Raw genomic sequence first — 15,117 nt, forward strand, 5'->3', positions numbered from 1 at the left:
TCAGGACGCGGGAGCGGGGGTGACCGGCTGAGCCGGGGGCGAGGCGGTGGCCGCCGACGGCTGCGGCGTCGGCGGGGCGGGCAGGGTGCTGTCCTCGGTGCGGACGCCCTTCAGGTGCTTGGCCGCCTCTTCTTCACTGATGTCCAGGAAGCCCGGCGCGGCCGCATTGTGCGATTCCAGATTGCCGGTTCGCACGACCACCGAGCGATAGCCGTCCCAGATCATGTGCAAGGCGACATAGAGGACGATGACCAGACCGACGTAGCCGATCCAGCGATGCTTGGTCAGCAGCTTGGCGATGAAGGTCGCTGCCACACCCATCAGGCCGATGGACAGCACCAGGCCGAACACCATGATCCACGGGTGGTCATGGGCGGCACCGGCAACCGCCAGGACGTTGTCCAGCGACATGGTCACGTCGGCGATCATGATCTGCAGCAGGGCCGCGCCAAAGGTCTTGCGCTTGATGCCCAATTCCTCGGGTGAGGGGCCCTTGCCGTGCTCGATCTGCATGGCCAGTTCCAGCTCGGCTTCAGCCTCGGCCTGATCGTGGGTGGCCTGTTCGCGCAGCTCGCGCCACATTTTCCAGCAGACCCACATCAGCAGGACGCCACCGGCCAACAGCAGGCCGACAATGGCCAGCAGCTGGACCGTGATCAGGGCAAAACCGATTCGCATCACGACCGCTGCGGCCAGGCCGATCAGGATGGCTTTGCGCCGCTGTTCGGCCGGCAGGGCGGCCGCCGCCAGGCCGACCGCCACGGCGTTGTCACCGGCAAGCACGAGATCGATCATCAGCACCTGGCCCAGAGCGGCCAGTGCGTCGGCGGAGAAGAGGTCTGCGAATTCCATTTTTGCTCTCTAGCGGTCAGCACCGGACGCGCCAAGGGGATTGGCGCGGGCGATCAGGGGGTCTGCTTTTTGGCGGCCTCATAGAGTGCCACAGCGGCTGCGTTTGAGACGTTCAGGCTCTCGAAGCCGCCAGGCATGGGGATTTGCGCCAAGGCATCGCAATGCTCGGCCACCAGGCGGCGGATGCCGTCGCCCTCGGACCCCATGACCAGGACCGTCGGCTGATGATCCAGGGCCTGATCCAGCGTTTCCTCGGCCGCGCCGTCCAGCCCGACGGCACGCCACCCCAGGTCGGCCAGTCGTTCCAGCGCGCGGCTGAGGTTGGTGACGCGCGCGCAGGGCAGGCGCTCGGTCGCGCCGGCAGCCGCCTTGGCCAGGGCACCGGCCAGGGCAGGCGAATGCCGGTCCTGGACCACGATCCCCCTGGCTCCGAAGGCTAGGGCTGAGCGGAAGATGGCCCCGACATTCTGGGGATCGGTCAGCTGGTCCAGCATGACGATGATGCCGCTGGCCGGCTCAGCGAAATCCTCTAGTCCGACGCCTTCCAGCGGGGCGACCTTGAATACCAGGCCCTGATGGACGGCGCCGACCGGCACGATCCGGTCCAGAGCCTGAGCCTCCATCACCTCGACCGCATGGCCATGGGGGGCCAGGCCGTCGCGCTCTATCTCGGCGGCGCGATCCGGCGTGGCCATCAGGCGACCCATGCCCTTGCGGGCCGGATTGGCCAGCGCCGCCAGGACAGGATGACGTCCCCATATAAGATTGTCGGCATCCACCTTTCCGCGTGCTGGCGGGCGGGGCCTGCTGTCGGCGAACGACTTGGGCGGGGGATTGGGGTTCCAGCCGCCCGGCCTGGGCGTATCCGAAGCCTTGCTGGTGCGCGCAGAAAAAGGCTGCTTCTTGCCCCCCTTGCGGTCGTTGCGTTCTCGATTTTGCGACACTATAAGACGCCCTCCGATTTGGAGCCCTAGGGCTTTCGGGTCCGGCGCCCCCTCTAAACCAGGCGACGCAAGACACCGAGAGCTTTTGTCTGGCGGCGGTCGAAAGACTTTCGTTGGGCGGTCCGGTTGGTGTCGAAAACGCGCGCGGGGGAATGTCCCGAGCGGCAAAGGGGGGGGACTGTAAATCCCCTGCGTAAGCTTCGCAGGTTCGAGTCCTGCTTCCCCCACCACGCGCGTTTCGAGACCGGCGGCCAGGACGACGGAACGGAACCGGGTGCGGCGGTCCAGCGTGACAACCGCATTCTTCGCGCGGGTATAGCACAATGGTAGTGCAGCAGCCTTCCAAGCTGAGGATGTCGGTTCGATCCCGTCTACCCGCTCCAGGTTTTTAGATCAGCATGCGCCCCTCCGCTGACGGACCCGGGCCACAGGAGTTTTGGCTATGGCCAAGGAAAAGTTTGAGCGGACTAAGCCGCACTGCAACATCGGCACGATTGGTCACGTTGACCACGGCAAGACGACGCTGACGGCGGCGATCACGATGACGCTGGCGAAGGCCGGTGGTGCCAAGGCGATGAACTATGCGGACATCGACGCTGCGCCGGAAGAGAAGGCGCGGGGCATCACGATCAACACGGCGCACGTGGAATATGAGACGGAGAACCGTCACTATGCTCACGTCGACTGCCCTGGCCACGCCGACTATGTGAAGAACATGATCACGGGCGCGGCGCAGATGGACGGCGCGATCCTGGTGGTTTCGGCCGCTGACGGCCCGATGCCGCAGACGCGCGAGCACATCCTGCTGGCCCGTCAGGTCGGCGTGCCGGCGCTGGTCGTGTACATGAACAAGGTGGATCTGGTCGACGACGCCGAGTTGCTTGAGCTGGTCGAGATGGAGATCCGCGAGCTGCTGTCGAGCTACCAGTTCCCGGGCGACGAGATTCCGATCACGGCGGGTTCGGCCAAGGCCGCGACCGACGGCGTGAATCCGGAGATCGGCGAGCAGTCGGTTCTGAAGCTGATGGAGACGGTGGACGCCTACATCCCGCAGCCGGAGCGTCCGGTGGACCTGCCGTTCCTGATGCCGGTGGAAGACGTGTTCTCGATCTCGGGTCGCGGCACCGTGGTGACGGGCCGGGTCGAGCGCGGCATCGTCAAGGTCGGCGAGGAAGTCGAGATCGTGGGCATCCGTCCGGTTCAGAAGACGACCTGCACGGGCGTGGAAATGTTCCGCAAGCTGCTGGACCAGGGCCAGGCGGGCGACAACGTGGGCGTGCTGCTGCGCGGCACCAAGCGTGAAGACGTCGAGCGCGGTCAGGTTCTGTGCAAGCCCGGTTCGATCACGCCGCACACCAAGTTCCTGGCCGAGGCCTACATCCTGACCAAGGAAGAGGGTGGCCGTCACACGCCGTTCTTCACCAACTACCGCCCGCAGTTCTACTTCCGCACGACGGACGTGACCGGCATCGTGACGCTGAAGGAAGGCGTCGAGATGATCATGCCGGGCGACAACGCCGAGCTGAACGTCGAGCTGATCACCCCGATCGCGATGGAAGAGAAGCTGCGCTTCGCCATCCGTGAAGGCGGCCGCACCGTCGGCGCCGGCGTCGTGGCCAAGATCCTGGCCTGATAGAGGCTGGATGCTCCAAGGCGGGGCCTGCTTGGCCCCGCTGCCGAGCGCAGACGAATGGCCTAAAGCCGCGCGCAAGCGCCTAAGGCCCACTACAAAGACCCCCGTCGGGAAACCGGCGGGGGTTTTTATATTTTTGCTGGCGATCAGTCGTTCGGTTTGCCGGTGGCCGGGTCGGTTTCGGTTTCGCCGGAGTTGGAACTGCCCTCGGCACCGCGCGGTTCGGTGGCGGGACGGGGGGGCTGACCCTCGGACGCGGGCGTCCGCTGGTTCTCGGTTTCGATCTCACGGGTGTCGGGGCGGGCGTCGGACATGATGGCTCCAGCAGGATGTGGGATACGGCAACGCATGGACCGGCCGGTTCGCTCCACGGATAAGACCGCGTTCACCATTCCCGCACACCCCGTCGCAACTCGGTCGAGGTTAGGCATGCTGGCGAAACGCCTATCGGGCGGGCCACAGGGAATCAGGAATGCGCGGGCTGAAAGTCGAAATTGTCGGCGTGGAGGCCCTGACTCAGGACGACTGGGCTCTTTGGTCCCGGATTCAGTCCGACGAGCCGGACCTGATTAGTCCTTACTTCTGGCCGCAGTTCACGCGCGTGGCGGCAGAGGTCTGCCCAGGCGCCGCCGTCGCCGTGTTTCGGCGCGGAACACAGACGATCGGATATTTCCCCCATCAGCGACGCAGCGGCACGATGCAACCGCTGGCCGCACCGATGAACGACTATCACGGCATTATCGCGCGCGCCGCCGATCGACCGAGTTTGGACGAGGCGGCGACGCTGCTGAATGCGCCGCGACTGACGGTCGGAGGCTGGGTGGGTCACGGCGAAGTCGGTCAGGCGCGGCGGACGGTCCAGGTCCAACTGCCCGACGGCGACTATGCCGCCTGGTATTCGGAGCGTCGCAAGAGCCACGCCAAATTCTTCAAGGACAAGGAGCGGGCACGTCGTAGTATGGAGGCCGAACTAGGCCCCATAGAAGTGAAGCGAGGCCTGCGTGATCCCGAGCTGCTGGACCAGCTCATTGCGCTGAAGCGGGATCAGTATCGCCGTACCGGCCGCCATGACATATTCGCCTGCGGCTGGACCGCTGATCTGCTTCACCGCCTGATGGCTCAGCCGGAAGGTGGGCTGGGTGCCTCCATGGCCGGGCTTTGGGCGGGGGGGCGGCTGTGCGCCATGGAGTATTCCATGCACGCAGGCGACCAGTATCACTTCTGGTTCCCCGGCTATTTTCCGGAATTGGCCCGCTGTTCGCCCGGCATCCTGCTGAGCATGGATACCATGCAGATGGCGGGGGCGGCCGGATACCGGACCTTCGACTTCGGTTTCGAGGGCGAGCACTACAAGAAATATTTCTGCAATGCCGAGCGCGAGGTGCGCGAGGCCGTCATCCTGCGCCCCGGCCTCGGTGCCTCGGTCAGTCAGGCGGCTGTCGGCCTCTTGAATGTGGCCGGAGCCGGCCGCGGCGAACAGCTGCGTAACAGTGTCCGCCGCCGATGGGCTGCGATCGAGGCCTGTGAGGTTACGCCCATGGCGCGCGCCCGGGGAGCGGTGAATGCGGCCCAGGCTGCCCTGGCCAAGGTCTCGCGTCCCTCTCATGCGTGAGCGCCACATGAGCCGTACCCGTTATCCCGGTCCGGTCACCGAGGCCAAGGTCCATCCCCACCGCCTGGTAGAGCAAGGGTTCGCCTCGGACGAGGTGCTGGCCGGTATTCTGGATCGCTATCCAGCCGAACTGTTCGACATCAACCTCTACGACTACGACGCCGAGGGGCAGGTGTCGCTGCGAACGGGAGCAAGGGGCCGATTGAGCGGATCGGATCTTCTGGCGGCCATCCAGCAAGGGCGCCTGTGGGTCAATCTGAGGGGAGTCGAGACGGCCTGGCCCGAGTTGTGGGCCGCCGCCATGGCCGACTTCCACGCCATCCAGGCGACCTATCCCGGCATGAAGGCGGTGACGAATGCGGGGCAGCTGATCCTGTCGTCACCGGCGGCGCGGGTTCCCTATCATTTCGATGCCGCAGGCGTGGTTCTGTTTCATCTGCGTGGGCGCAAGCGGCTGTTCGTCTATCCAGGCGACGAGGCCCACCTGGCCGAGGTCGACATGGAGAATGTCGTGGCCCGGCAGACGACCGAAGAGCTCCCCTATACCCTCGCGTTCGAACCGGACGCTCAGATCGTGGACCTTGAGCCCGGTCAGGCCCTGACCTGGCCGCTCTATGCGCCGCATCGGGTCGAGAACCTGGATCGGTTCTGCGTCTCCCTGTCGATGGACTACCAGACCTGGCCCTCGCGCTGGCGAAACGGAGCCCTCTATACAAATGCGGTCCTGCGCCGCGCCGGGAGGCGTCCGCGCCAGACAGACTCCATGGCGGTGCCCGAGTTGGCCGCCCGCTGGGCCGCTTCCTTGGCGTTGAAAAGGGCCGGGGCGCTGAAAAGCCGGATCGCGACCTTGGAGCGCGACTTCGAACCTCAGGTCGGCTCGACGGATGGCGCGCGAGCGCTTCGTTAAATCGAGGTCATGACGTCGAGTTAAAATGACTGTGGCCGCAGGTTGGCCCATCCTTTCTGCATAGCCGGAGAGGGAAACAACGCCATGAAGCTCGCCATTGCCGCCGTCGCCATGCTGGCCACCGCCGCCGCTGCGGCCCCAGCCGCTGCCCAGGACGTCAAGATCGAGAACGCTGTCGCGCGGGTCGTCGTCATTGTGGAGGATCGGGCCGACGTCGGGGTCGAGATCGAACAGGGGCGGTCGGCGCTGCCGGCGGTACGTGTCACACGACGCGGCGATGCCGTGCGTATCGACGGCGGTCTGGATCGCAATGCCGTCCGGGATTGCCGCGCAGGCCCGGACAATGCGCGTCAACCGGGGCAGGGGGCCTCTGTCGAGGTGCGCCGCATGGGCCGCATTCGCCTGGAAGACGCCCCCTTGATCGTGATCCGTAGTCCGCGATCGGTCGAGGTCGCCGCGGGGGAGGGGGTGTTCGGCTCGGTGGGCCGTGGTGCGACCTCGGTCGACCTGGCGTCTGGTGGCTGTGGCGACTGGACCGTGGCCAATGTGGACGGCAACGTCGACGTCAGCCTTGGAGGCTCCGGAACCGTCCGTCTGGGCACCAGCCGGTCGCTCGACGTGGCGCTCGGCGGGTCGGGCGACATGATTGCGGGCCGGACGGGCGCGTTCGAACTCGCGGTCGGCGGAGCAGGTGAGGTCCAACTGGCAAGGGTCGACGGGCCCGTGGATATCGCCATCGGCGGCTCGGGCGACGTGACCATCCGTAACGGCAGCAGCGACGACTTCAGCGTCTCCATCGCCGGGTCAGGCAATGTGGATTTCGGCGGCACGGCGCGTGATGTCAGTGTTTCCATCGCAGGCTCGGGCGATGTCCGCGTGGCGCGGGCCACCGGCAACGTCGCCCGCAGCGTGATCGGTTCGGGCGACATCAGAATCGGGCGCTGAACGCCCGACACCGTCGCATCGAAGCAAGGCCCCGGGTGATTGGACCCTCCGGGGCCTTGCTGCTGTCGGTGGACGCCGTGCGCCAGGACCGGCGTCAGAAATCGAAGGGCTCCAGCGCTGTTCAGCCGTGCCAGGCTTGCGACTCTCATGCCGAGGTCCCGCCATGCGTCCTGCCGCCCTGCTGTCCGCGTTCTGTCTCACTGTCTTTGCTCCGGCGGCACAGGCCGTGGCCCAGACCCCGCCTGAGGCCCTGGTCTGGATGGTGCTGAACGACATCAACATCACCGGGCTGGATCGCGACATGCCGATGAACCGCCCGCCGATCGTGTCCGAAGTGCCAGAGGGGATGATCCACGCCGTCGATCTTTCGTCTGATGGTCAGGTCGACTGGCTGATCGACTATTCCAAAGCGGGCCTGTCTCAGTTCTGCGGAACCGGCGGCTGCCGGCTGGTTCTGTATGTCAGCGACGACGACGGCGAATATCGGCGCGCCTTCGACAATCAGGTCCTGGCCTTTGACATCTCCCGCCGTGTCGGCCGACAGCGGCTTGAGGCGCAGGTTCATCACGGGGCCTGCGTGCCCGACGATTGGGACTGCCGCTATGCCTGGGCCTGGAACCCGACGACGGGCCGGCTGCTGCCCATTCCCACGGACGCTGGACGCACACGGCTGGACAACGGCGGCTACCCGGCCATTGCGCAAGACGCCGATGGCGCGGAACCCATGGAACCGGCAAGCATCAGAATGACACTGGCGGCATCGCGCATTCTGTGTCCCGCGGAAGACCTGTCGCTGGAAGGACAGTTGCGTCAGGCCACCGCCGCGGCTCTGCCGGACCTGAACGGGGATGGAAAGGACGACTGGCTGGTGCAGCAACCGATTCCCTGTGATGGCGACAGTGCGCCGGACAGCGAGCTTCACATCAGCCAGGTCAATGGTGATCCGATCCAGGCCATGACGGTGGATTCGGCCAAAACCCTTGCGATTGACATCGGCCAGGCACCCGCCTTGCTCGTGCTGGATAAGGTCCCGATGCGATGGGAGCCGGCCAGGCGATCCTTTGTGCCGACGGAATAGGCCTGCCACGGTTTCGCCGCTTGACGCCGGGGGACTCAATCGGCATAAGCGCCAACTCTTGTTGGACCGGCTGTGCACCCCACTCGATATCGGGGTGCAGACGCGGTCCGCAGGAACGACCTGAGACCCTGTTCTTTGCAGTGACCCAGGACTTCAACGGCCTTCGCGGTTCGCTGCGTGGGCCGATCGTTTTTGCGGACGTGCGTACTCTGGGGGCCCTTGGGCTCCGAGGCTCCGGTCTTTGAAATGGTTCACAGGGACGCAGGTTTCGACCTGCTTGGGAAAAAACAACCGATATGGATCAGAGCATCCGCATCAGGCTGAAGGCCTTCGATCACCGCGTCCTCGATTTTTCGACGCGCGAGATCGTCAATACCGCCAAGCGCACCGGCGCGACCGTTCGCGGTCCGATCCCGTTGCCCACCCTGATCGAAAAATTCACCGTGAACCGCTCGCCGCACGTCGATAAGAAGTCGCGCGAGCAGTTTGAAATCCGCACGCATAAGCGCGTGCTCGACATCGTCGACCCCACCCCGCAGACCGTGGACGCGCTCATGAAGCTCGACCTGTCCGCCGGCGTGGACGTCGAGATCAAGATTTAATCGAGGAGAGGCGGGATCCGATGCGCACATCAGCGCTACGAACGGGCGTGATCGCCAAGAAGCTGGGAATGACGCGTGTCTTCGCTGAAGACGGCGCGCATGTCCCGGTCACCGTCCTTCAGTTGGACGGTTGTCAGGTCGTGGGCCAGCGTACTCAGGAGCGGGACGGCTACGTCGCCCTGCAACTCGGTGCCGGCGCCAAAAAGGCCAAGAACACCAACAAGGCTCAGCGCGAAGCTTTCGCCAAGCTTGAGGTGGAGCCCAAGGCTCACGTGACCGAGTTCCGGGTGTCGGAAGACGCCCTGCTGGACATCGGTTCCGAGCTCTCGGCCGACCACTTCGTCGCCGGCCAGAAGGTCGACATCCAGGGCCCGACCATTGGTAAGGGCTTTGCTGGTGCCATGAAGCGCTGGAACTTCGGCGGTCTGCGGGCCACCCACGGTGTTTCGGTCTCGCACCGTTCGCACGGCTCCACGGGTAACCGTCAGGATCCGGGCCGCACCTTCCCCGGCAAGAAGATGGCCGGTCACCTGGGTCAGGAAACTGTCACCACCCAGAACCTGACCGTTTTCCGCGTCGACGCTGAGCGTGGCCTGATCCTGATCAAGGGTTCGGTCCCCGGCCACGACGGCACCTGGGTTAAGGTCCGTGACGCCATCAAGAAGGCGCGTCCGGAAGAGGCTCCGTTCCCTGGCGGCCTGAAGTCGGCCAAGGCGACGACCGAAGACACGGCTCCGGCGGCGGAAACGCCTGCCGAGGAGACCGCGGCGGTCGAAACCACCGAAGGCGGTGAAGCGTAATGAAACTCTCGGTCATCAATCTCGACGGCAAGGCCGCCGGTGACGTCGAGCTGTCGGATGTCGTTTTCGGCATCACCGACATCCGCGGCGACATCCTGGCCCGTTACGTCAACTGGCAGCTGGCCAAGCGCCGTGCCGGCACTCACAAGGTTCAGACCCGGAACGAGAACTCTCGCACCGGCAAGAAGATGTACAAGCAGAAGGGCACCGGCGGCGCTCGTCACGGCTCGCGTCGTGCGCCCCAGTTCGTCGGTGGCTCGCGTGCCTTTGGCCCCGTCGTTCGCGACCACGGCTTCTCGCTGCCCAAGAAGGTCCGCGCCCTGGCCCTGCGCCACGCGCTGTCCTCCAAGGCCAAGTCAGGCGACCTGGTTGTCGTCGACAGCCTGACCCTGAAGGACGCCAAGACCGCCGGTCTGCGCGAAACCTTCGGCAAGCTGGGCTGGACGAAGACGCTGATCATCGCCGGACCGGAAGTCGACACGAACTTCGGTCTCGCCGCCCGCAACATCCCGCTGGTGGACGTGCTGCCGAACGCCGGCCTGAACGTCTATGACATCCTGCGCGCGCAGAAGCTGGTGCTGACCAAGGCCGCCGTGGACGCCATCGAGGCGAACTACGCGGACCACAAGCCCTCGCGTCGCGAGCAAGCTGCGAAGGAGGCCGCATAATGGCCGGCGCAACCAAGACGGTGGCGGCTTCGATCCGTCACTACGACACCATCCTGGCTCCGGTGATCACCGAAAAGGCCACGATCCTGTCGGAGCAGAACAAGGTCGTCTTCCGCGTTGCGGACAAGGCCACCAAGGATGAGATCGCTGCGGCGGTCGAGGCCCTGTTCAAAGTCAACGTCCTGAAGGTCAACACCCTGGTTCAAAAGGGCAAGACCAAGCGGTTCCGTGGCATCATGGGACGCCGGGTCGACATCAAAAAAGCGATCGTGACGCTGGCCGACGGCCAGTCGATCGACGTCACCACGGGGCTCTGATCAGATGGCTCTGAAGACATTCAATCCGACGTCGCCCGGCCGCCGCGCCCTGGTGCTGGTCGACCGTTCCGAGCTCCACAAGGGCCGCCCGGAGAAGTCGCTGGTCGAGGGCCTGACCAAGTCCGGCGGACGTGGCCAGGGTGGCCGTATTGCCGTCCGTTTCCGCGGCGGTGGTGCCAAGCGCCTGTATCGCAAGATCGACTTCAAGCGTCGCAAGTTCGACGTGGTCGGCACGGTCGAGCGTCTGGAATACGATCCCAACCGCACGGCCTTCATCGCCCTGGTCAACTATGCCGACGGCGAGAAGACCTACATCATCGCGCCGCAGCGTCTTAAGGCTGGCGACACGATCATCGCGGGCGAAAAGGTCGACGTGAAGCCGGGCAACTGCATGCCCCTGCGTTCGATCCCGGTCGGCACCATCATCCACAATGTGGAGATGAAGCCTGGCAAGGGTGCTCAGCTGGCCCGCTCGGCCGGTGCCTATGCCCAGCTGGTCGGTCGCGATCAGGGCTATGCCCAGATCCGCCTCGGCTCTGGTGAGCTGCGCATGGTTCTGGACGCGTGCCTGGCCACGGTCGGTGCGGTCTCGAACCAGGACCACATGAACCAGAACCTGGGCAAGGCCGGCCGCAAGCGTCACATGGGCTTCCGTCCGCACGTGCGCGGTGTCGCCATGAACCCGATCGACCACCCGCACGGTGGTGGTGAAGGCCGGACCTCGGGTGGTCGTACCCCGGTCACGCCGTGGGGCAAGGACACCAAGGGTACTCGCACCCGCAAGAACAAGGCGACGGACAAGTTCATCATCCGTACTCGCCACGTTAAGAAGGCTCGCTAAGACATGGCTCGCTCCTCCTGGAAAGGCCCGTTTGTCGACGGGTATCTGCTCAAGAAGGCCGACGCCGTTCAGTCGTCGGGCCGCAAGGACGTGATCAAGACCTGGTCGCGCCGCTCAACCATCCTGCCGCAGTTCGTCGGTCTGACGTTCGGTGTGCACAACGGCCTGAAGCACGTGCCGGTCTCCGTCTCGGAAGAGATGGTCGGCATGAAGTTTGGCGAGTTCGCGCCGACCCGGAACTTCCCGGGTCACGCCGCGGACAAGAAGGCCAAAAGGAAGTAACCGATGGCCCAGACAAAAAACCCGCGTCGGGTCGCCCCGACCGAAGCCCGCGCCAAGCTGGTCAACGTCCGCATCAGCCCTCAGAAGCTGAATCTGGTCGCCCAGTCGATCCGCGGCCTGCCGGTGCAGAAGGCGCTGAACGAGCTGGAATTCAGCCGTAAGCGCATCGCCACCGACGTTCGCAAGGTCCTGTATTCGGCTGTCTCCAATGCCGAGAACAACCACAACTTCGACATCGACAATCTGGTCGTTGCCGAAGCCTTCGTGGGCAAGAACCTGGTGATGAAGCGTTTCGCGAGCCGTGCTCGTGGCCGTTCGTCGCGCATCCTGAAACCTTTCGCTGAGATCACCATCGTGGTCCGTGAAGCCGGCGAGGCCGCCTGATGGGTCAGAAAGTCAATCCGATCGGTCTGCGCCTCGGCGTCAACCGCACCTGGGACAGCCGCTGGTTCGCCGGTGGGGCCGATTACGCCCGCCTGCTGCACCAGGACCTGAAGCTGCGCGAGTATCTGCGTGAGCGCCTGTCGGGTGCTGGCGTGTCGCGCATCATCATCGAGCGTCCGCACAAGAAGTGCCGCGTGACGATCTATGCCGCCCGTCCGGGCGTCGTGATCGGCAAGAAGGGCGCGGACATCGACAAGCTGCGCAAGGACATCTCGGCCATGACCGAAGGCGAGGTTCACCTGAACCTGGTCGAGGTCCGCAAGCCCGAGACCGACGCTCAGCTGATCGCCGAGAACATTGCCCAGCAGCTGGAGCGCCGTGTGGCCTTCCGCCGGGCGATGAAGCGCTCGATGCAGTCGGCCATGCGTCTGGGTGCCAAGGGTGTCCGGATCAATGTGTCGGGTCGTTTGGGCGGTGCCGAAATCGCGCGCATGGAGTGGTATCGCGAAGGTCGCGTGCCGCTGCACACCCTGCGCGCCGACATCGACTATGGCTTCTATGAAGCCAAGACGACCTACGGAATCATCGGCGTGAAGGTCTGGGTCTTCAAGGGTGAAGTGCTGGAGCACGACCCGATGGCCCAGGACAAGCGTTGGGCCCAGGAAGCGTCCGGTCCTTCGTCGAGCGAAGGCCGCGAGCGTGGTGGCCCCCGCGGCGACCGCGGTCCGCGTCGTGATCGGGGACGTGAGAGCTAATCATGCTGCAGCCGAAGAAAACCAAGTACCGGAAGGCCTTCAAGGGCCGTATCCACGGTGCCGCCAAGGGTGGCTTCTCGCTTAACTTCGGGTCCTATGGCCTGAAGACGCTGGAGCCGGAACGCATCACCGCGCGTCAGATCGAGGCGGCCCGCCGCGCGATCACCCGCCAGATGAAGCGTCAGGGCCGCGTCTGGATCCGCGTCTTCCCGGACGTGCCCGTCTCGGGCAAGCCTGCCGAAGTCCGTATGGGTAAGGGCAAGGGCGCGGTGGATCACTGGGCGGCGCGCTGCCACCCGGGCCGTATCCTGTTCGAAATCGACGGCGTCGCCGATGACATCGCCCGCGAGGCGCTGCGTCTGGGGGCCGCCAAGCTGCCGGTCCGCACCAAGGTGGTCACTCGCCTGGACGCCGGTATCGCTCACGTGGAGCAAGCTGCCTGATGACCAAGATCGCCGATCTTCGCTCGCAGACGCCGGACCAGCTGGGTGAACAGCTGCTCTCGCTGAAGAAAGAGCAATTCAACCTGCGCTTCCAGGCCGCCACCGGCCAGATGGAAAAGACCCACCGGGTCTCGGAAGTGCGCAAGGACATCGCCCGCATCTCCACGCTGCTGCGTGAGAAGCGCAGCGCCGGTTAAGGGAACGAAGATGCCGAAACGAATTCTCGAAGGCGTGGTCGTCTCCGACAAGGGCGACAAGACGGTCGTGGTCAAGGTCGAGCGGACCCTGCTGCACCCGGTCCTGAAGAAGACCTTCCGCCTGTCCAAGAAGTACCACGCTCACGATGAGGCCAATGCCTTCAAGGTGGGCGACGTCGCCCGCATCGTGGAATGTGCCCCGAAGTCCAAGCTGAAGACCTGGGAGGTCCTGTCCAAGGACGTCCCGGCCTCGGCCTCGTAATCAAGAAGGATCGGATCCCATGATCCAGATGCAAACTAACCTGGAGGTGGCCGACAATTCGGGCGCTCGCCGGGTCATGTGCATCAAGGTGTTGGGCGGCTCTAAGCGCCGCTACGCCTCGGTGGGCGACACGATCGTCGCGTCGGTTAAAGAAGCCATCCCGCGTGGTCGCGTGAAGAAGGGCGATGTCGTTCGCGCCATCGTCGTGCGTACCGCGAAGGACATCCAGCGCAGGGACGGGTCGGTGATCCGTTTCGACAAGTCGGCTGCGGTGATCGTCAACAAGCAGAACGAGCCGGTCGGCACGCGGATTTTTGGCCCGGTTCCTCGCGAACTGCGCGCCAAGAACCACATGAAGATCATCTCTCTGGCTCCGGAGGTCCTGTAATCATGGCCGCCAAGATCAAAACCGGCGACAACGTCGTGGTCCTGACCGGCAAGGACAAGGGCCGCACCGGCAAGGTGACCAAGGTCCTGCCGGCGACCAATCGCGTCATGGTGGAGGGCATCAATATGGTTCAGCGCCATACCCGCCCCACCCAGGCCGACCCTCAGGGCGGTATCAAGAACAAGGAAGCGTCGCTTCACCTGTCGAACGTCGCCATCGCCGACGCCAACGGCAAGCCGGCCCGTGTCGGCTTCCGTGAGGAAGACGGCAAGAAGGTGCGCTTCGCCAAGACGACGGGAGACGTCATCTGATGGCTGACACCAAATACACTCCGCGTCTGAAGGACGAGTATCAGGCCCGCATCCGCGCCGTTCTGATCGAGAAGTTCGGCTATACCAACCCGATGCAAGTGCCCAAGCTGGACAAGATCGTCCTGAACATGGGCATCGGCGAAGCGGTGGCCGACTCCAAGAAGGCCAATGCGGCTCTCAAGGACCTGACGGCGATTGCCGGCCAGAAGGCCGTGCCGACCCGGGCCCGTAACTCGATCGCCGGCTTCAAGCTGCGTGAAGGCATGATCATCGGCGGCAAGGTTACGCTGCGGGGCGATCGGATGTACGAGTTCCTGGACCGTTTCATCACCATCGCCCTTCCGCGGGTGAAGGACTTCCGGGGCCTGAAAGGCACCTCGTTCGATGGTCGCGGCAACTATGCGACGGGTCTGAAGGAGCACATCGTGTTCCCGGAGATCAACTACGACGAGATCGATCAGATGTGGGGCATGGACATCATCGTCTGCACCACGGCCAAGACCGATGACGAGGCGCGCGCGCTTCTCACCGAGTTCAAATTCCCGTTCGTGAAGAACTGAGCGGGAAGGGAAAAGCAAAATGGCTAAGAAAAGCGCCGTAAACCGCAATGAGAAGGTGAAAGCCCTCGTCGCGAAGTACGCCGACAAGCGGGCCGCCCTGAAGGCGATCGCCACCAATGAGGCCCTGCCGCTGGAGGAGCGCTTCGAAGCGCGCCTGAAGCTGGCTGAGCTGCCGCGCAACTCGGCTGCGGTCCGTATCCGCAACCGTTGCGAGGTGACGGGTCGTCCGCGCGGTTATTATCGCAAGCTCAAGATGAGCCGGATCGCGCTGCGCGAGCTGGGCAACCTGGGGCAGATCCCCGGCCTGACGAAGTCGAGCTGGTAAGGGGAGCATAA

Annotated in this window: 23 protein-coding genes and 2 tRNA genes; 22 read left to right on the forward strand and 3 right to left on the reverse strand. The window is 64.6% G+C overall.

Annotated elements, in window-relative coordinates:
• Complete coding sequence (locus JIP62_RS14210) at positions 1–852, reverse strand: TerC family protein (protein ID WP_201102797.1); 852 nt, start codon at positions 850–852, stop codon at positions 1–3.
• Positions 853–905: 53 nt separating this feature from the next.
• Positions 906–1,796 carry a 23S rRNA (guanosine(2251)-2'-O)-methyltransferase RlmB gene (gene rlmB, locus JIP62_RS14215; RefSeq protein ID WP_201102798.1) on the reverse strand — a complete coding sequence of 297 codons (891 nt, stop codon included), beginning with the start codon at positions 1,794–1,796 and terminating at the stop codon, positions 906–908.
• Positions 1,797–1,942: 146 nt separating this feature from the next.
• Between rlmB and JIP62_RS14220 the strand changes: the two genes are divergently transcribed.
• The 3 genes from JIP62_RS14220 (at position 1,943) to tuf (ending at position 3,429) form a co-directional block, all read left to right on the forward strand.
• Positions 1,943–2,026 (forward strand) — tRNA-Tyr (locus tag JIP62_RS14220).
• Positions 2,027–2,105: 79 nt separating this feature from the next.
• Positions 2,106–2,179: transfer RNA gene (locus JIP62_RS14225), tRNA-Gly, on the forward strand.
• A gap of 59 nt (positions 2,180–2,238) precedes the next feature.
• Positions 2,239–3,429: an elongation factor Tu gene (tuf, locus tag JIP62_RS14230; RefSeq protein ID WP_201102799.1), complete on the forward strand. Its 1,191-nt coding sequence runs from the start codon at positions 2,239–2,241 to the stop codon at positions 3,427–3,429.
• Positions 3,430–3,575: 146 nt separating this feature from the next.
• Here the strand turns inward: tuf and JIP62_RS14235 are convergent, their stop codons facing one another.
• A complete protein-coding gene (locus tag JIP62_RS14235; protein ID WP_201102800.1) occupies positions 3,576–3,743 on the reverse strand; it encodes a hypothetical protein in 168 nt (55 codons plus the stop codon).
• Positions 3,744–3,901: 158 nt separating this feature from the next.
• On the opposite strand from JIP62_RS14235, the gene JIP62_RS14240 reads away from it, so the two are divergent.
• The 19 genes from JIP62_RS14240 to rpsN all read left to right on the forward strand — a co-directional run bounded on the left by JIP62_RS14240 (position 3,902) and on the right by rpsN (position 15,106).
• Entirely contained in the window at positions 3,902–5,041 is a 1,140-nt protein-coding gene (locus JIP62_RS14240; protein ID WP_201102801.1) for a GNAT family N-acetyltransferase, read from the forward strand.
• A 7-nt stretch (positions 5,042–5,048) separates the two neighbouring features.
• Positions 5,049–5,948: a cupin-like domain-containing protein gene (locus JIP62_RS14245; RefSeq protein WP_201102802.1), complete on the forward strand. Its 900-nt coding sequence runs from the start codon at positions 5,049–5,051 to the stop codon at positions 5,946–5,948.
• 84 nt (positions 5,949–6,032) lie between these two features.
• Positions 6,033–6,893 carry a GIN domain-containing protein gene (locus JIP62_RS14250; protein ID WP_201102803.1) on the forward strand — a complete coding sequence of 287 codons (861 nt, stop codon included), beginning with the start codon at positions 6,033–6,035 and terminating at the stop codon, positions 6,891–6,893.
• A gap of 163 nt (positions 6,894–7,056) precedes the next feature.
• Positions 7,057–7,971 carry a hypothetical protein gene (locus tag JIP62_RS14255; RefSeq protein ID WP_201102804.1) on the forward strand — a complete coding sequence of 305 codons (915 nt, stop codon included), beginning with the start codon at positions 7,057–7,059 and terminating at the stop codon, positions 7,969–7,971.
• A gap of 296 nt (positions 7,972–8,267) precedes the next feature.
• Complete coding sequence (rpsJ, locus tag JIP62_RS14260) at positions 8,268–8,573, forward strand: 30S ribosomal protein S10 (RefSeq protein WP_003164367.1); 306 nt, start codon at positions 8,268–8,270, stop codon at positions 8,571–8,573.
• A 20-nt stretch (positions 8,574–8,593) separates the two neighbouring features.
• On the forward strand, positions 8,594–9,373 hold the full coding sequence (gene rplC / locus JIP62_RS14265; protein WP_201102805.1) for a 50S ribosomal protein L3: 780 nt from the start codon (positions 8,594–8,596) through the stop codon (positions 9,371–9,373).
• Positions 9,373–10,041 carry a 50S ribosomal protein L4 gene (gene rplD / locus JIP62_RS14270; RefSeq protein WP_201102806.1) on the forward strand — a complete coding sequence of 223 codons (669 nt, stop codon included), beginning with the start codon at positions 9,373–9,375 and terminating at the stop codon, positions 10,039–10,041. Before rplC ends, rplD begins: the two co-directional genes overlap by 1 nt.
• A gap of 20 nt (positions 10,042–10,061) precedes the next feature.
• A complete protein-coding gene (locus JIP62_RS14275; RefSeq protein ID WP_201104789.1) occupies positions 10,062–10,358 on the forward strand; it encodes a 50S ribosomal protein L23 in 297 nt (98 codons plus the stop codon).
• Between the two features lie 4 nt (positions 10,359–10,362).
• Complete coding sequence (gene rplB, locus JIP62_RS14280; protein WP_201102807.1) at positions 10,363–11,199, forward strand: 50S ribosomal protein L2; 837 nt, start codon at positions 10,363–10,365, stop codon at positions 11,197–11,199.
• 3 nt (positions 11,200–11,202) lie between these two features.
• A complete protein-coding gene (rpsS, locus tag JIP62_RS14285; protein WP_201102808.1) occupies positions 11,203–11,481 on the forward strand; it encodes a 30S ribosomal protein S19 in 279 nt (92 codons plus the stop codon).
• A gap of 3 nt (positions 11,482–11,484) precedes the next feature.
• Positions 11,485–11,865, forward strand: a complete 381-nt coding sequence (gene rplV / locus JIP62_RS14290) for a 50S ribosomal protein L22 (protein WP_201102809.1) — start codon at positions 11,485–11,487, stop codon at positions 11,863–11,865.
• A complete protein-coding gene (rpsC, locus tag JIP62_RS14295) occupies positions 11,865–12,620 on the forward strand; it encodes a 30S ribosomal protein S3 (protein WP_201102810.1) in 756 nt (251 codons plus the stop codon). The genes rplV and rpsC overlap by 1 nt, the downstream gene beginning before the upstream one ends.
• Positions 12,621–12,622: 2 nt before the next feature.
• The gene (gene rplP / locus JIP62_RS14300) at positions 12,623–13,063 is read left to right on the forward strand and encodes a 50S ribosomal protein L16 (RefSeq protein ID WP_201102811.1); all 441 of its coding nucleotides are present in this window, start codon (positions 12,623–12,625) and stop codon (positions 13,061–13,063) included.
• On the forward strand, positions 13,063–13,260 hold the full coding sequence (gene rpmC, locus JIP62_RS14305) for a 50S ribosomal protein L29 (RefSeq protein ID WP_201102812.1): 198 nt from the start codon (positions 13,063–13,065) through the stop codon (positions 13,258–13,260). Before rplP ends, rpmC begins: the two co-directional genes overlap by 1 nt.
• Positions 13,261–13,270: 10 nt before the next feature.
• A complete protein-coding gene (gene rpsQ, locus JIP62_RS14310) occupies positions 13,271–13,522 on the forward strand; it encodes a 30S ribosomal protein S17 (protein WP_201102813.1) in 252 nt (83 codons plus the stop codon).
• A gap of 19 nt (positions 13,523–13,541) precedes the next feature.
• Positions 13,542–13,910: a 50S ribosomal protein L14 gene (gene rplN / locus JIP62_RS14315; protein WP_201102814.1), complete on the forward strand. Its 369-nt coding sequence runs from the start codon at positions 13,542–13,544 to the stop codon at positions 13,908–13,910.
• A gap of 2 nt (positions 13,911–13,912) precedes the next feature.
• Positions 13,913–14,221: a 50S ribosomal protein L24 gene (gene rplX, locus JIP62_RS14320; protein WP_201102815.1), complete on the forward strand. Its 309-nt coding sequence runs from the start codon at positions 13,913–13,915 to the stop codon at positions 14,219–14,221.
• Positions 14,221–14,781 carry a 50S ribosomal protein L5 gene (gene rplE, locus JIP62_RS14325; protein WP_201102816.1) on the forward strand — a complete coding sequence of 187 codons (561 nt, stop codon included), beginning with the start codon at positions 14,221–14,223 and terminating at the stop codon, positions 14,779–14,781. Before rplX ends, rplE begins: the two co-directional genes overlap by 1 nt.
• A gap of 19 nt (positions 14,782–14,800) precedes the next feature.
• Positions 14,801–15,106 (forward strand): 30S ribosomal protein S14, encoded by a 306-nt coding sequence (gene rpsN / locus JIP62_RS14330; protein ID WP_201102817.1) that lies wholly within the window; start codon positions 14,801–14,803, stop codon positions 15,104–15,106.
• The last annotated feature ends 11 nt before the right edge of the window (positions 15,107–15,117 follow it).

It is taken from the genome of Brevundimonas vitisensis (genome assembly GCF_016656965.1).
GTDB classification, from domain to species: Bacteria; Pseudomonadota; Alphaproteobacteria; order Caulobacterales; family Caulobacteraceae; genus Brevundimonas; species Brevundimonas vitisensis.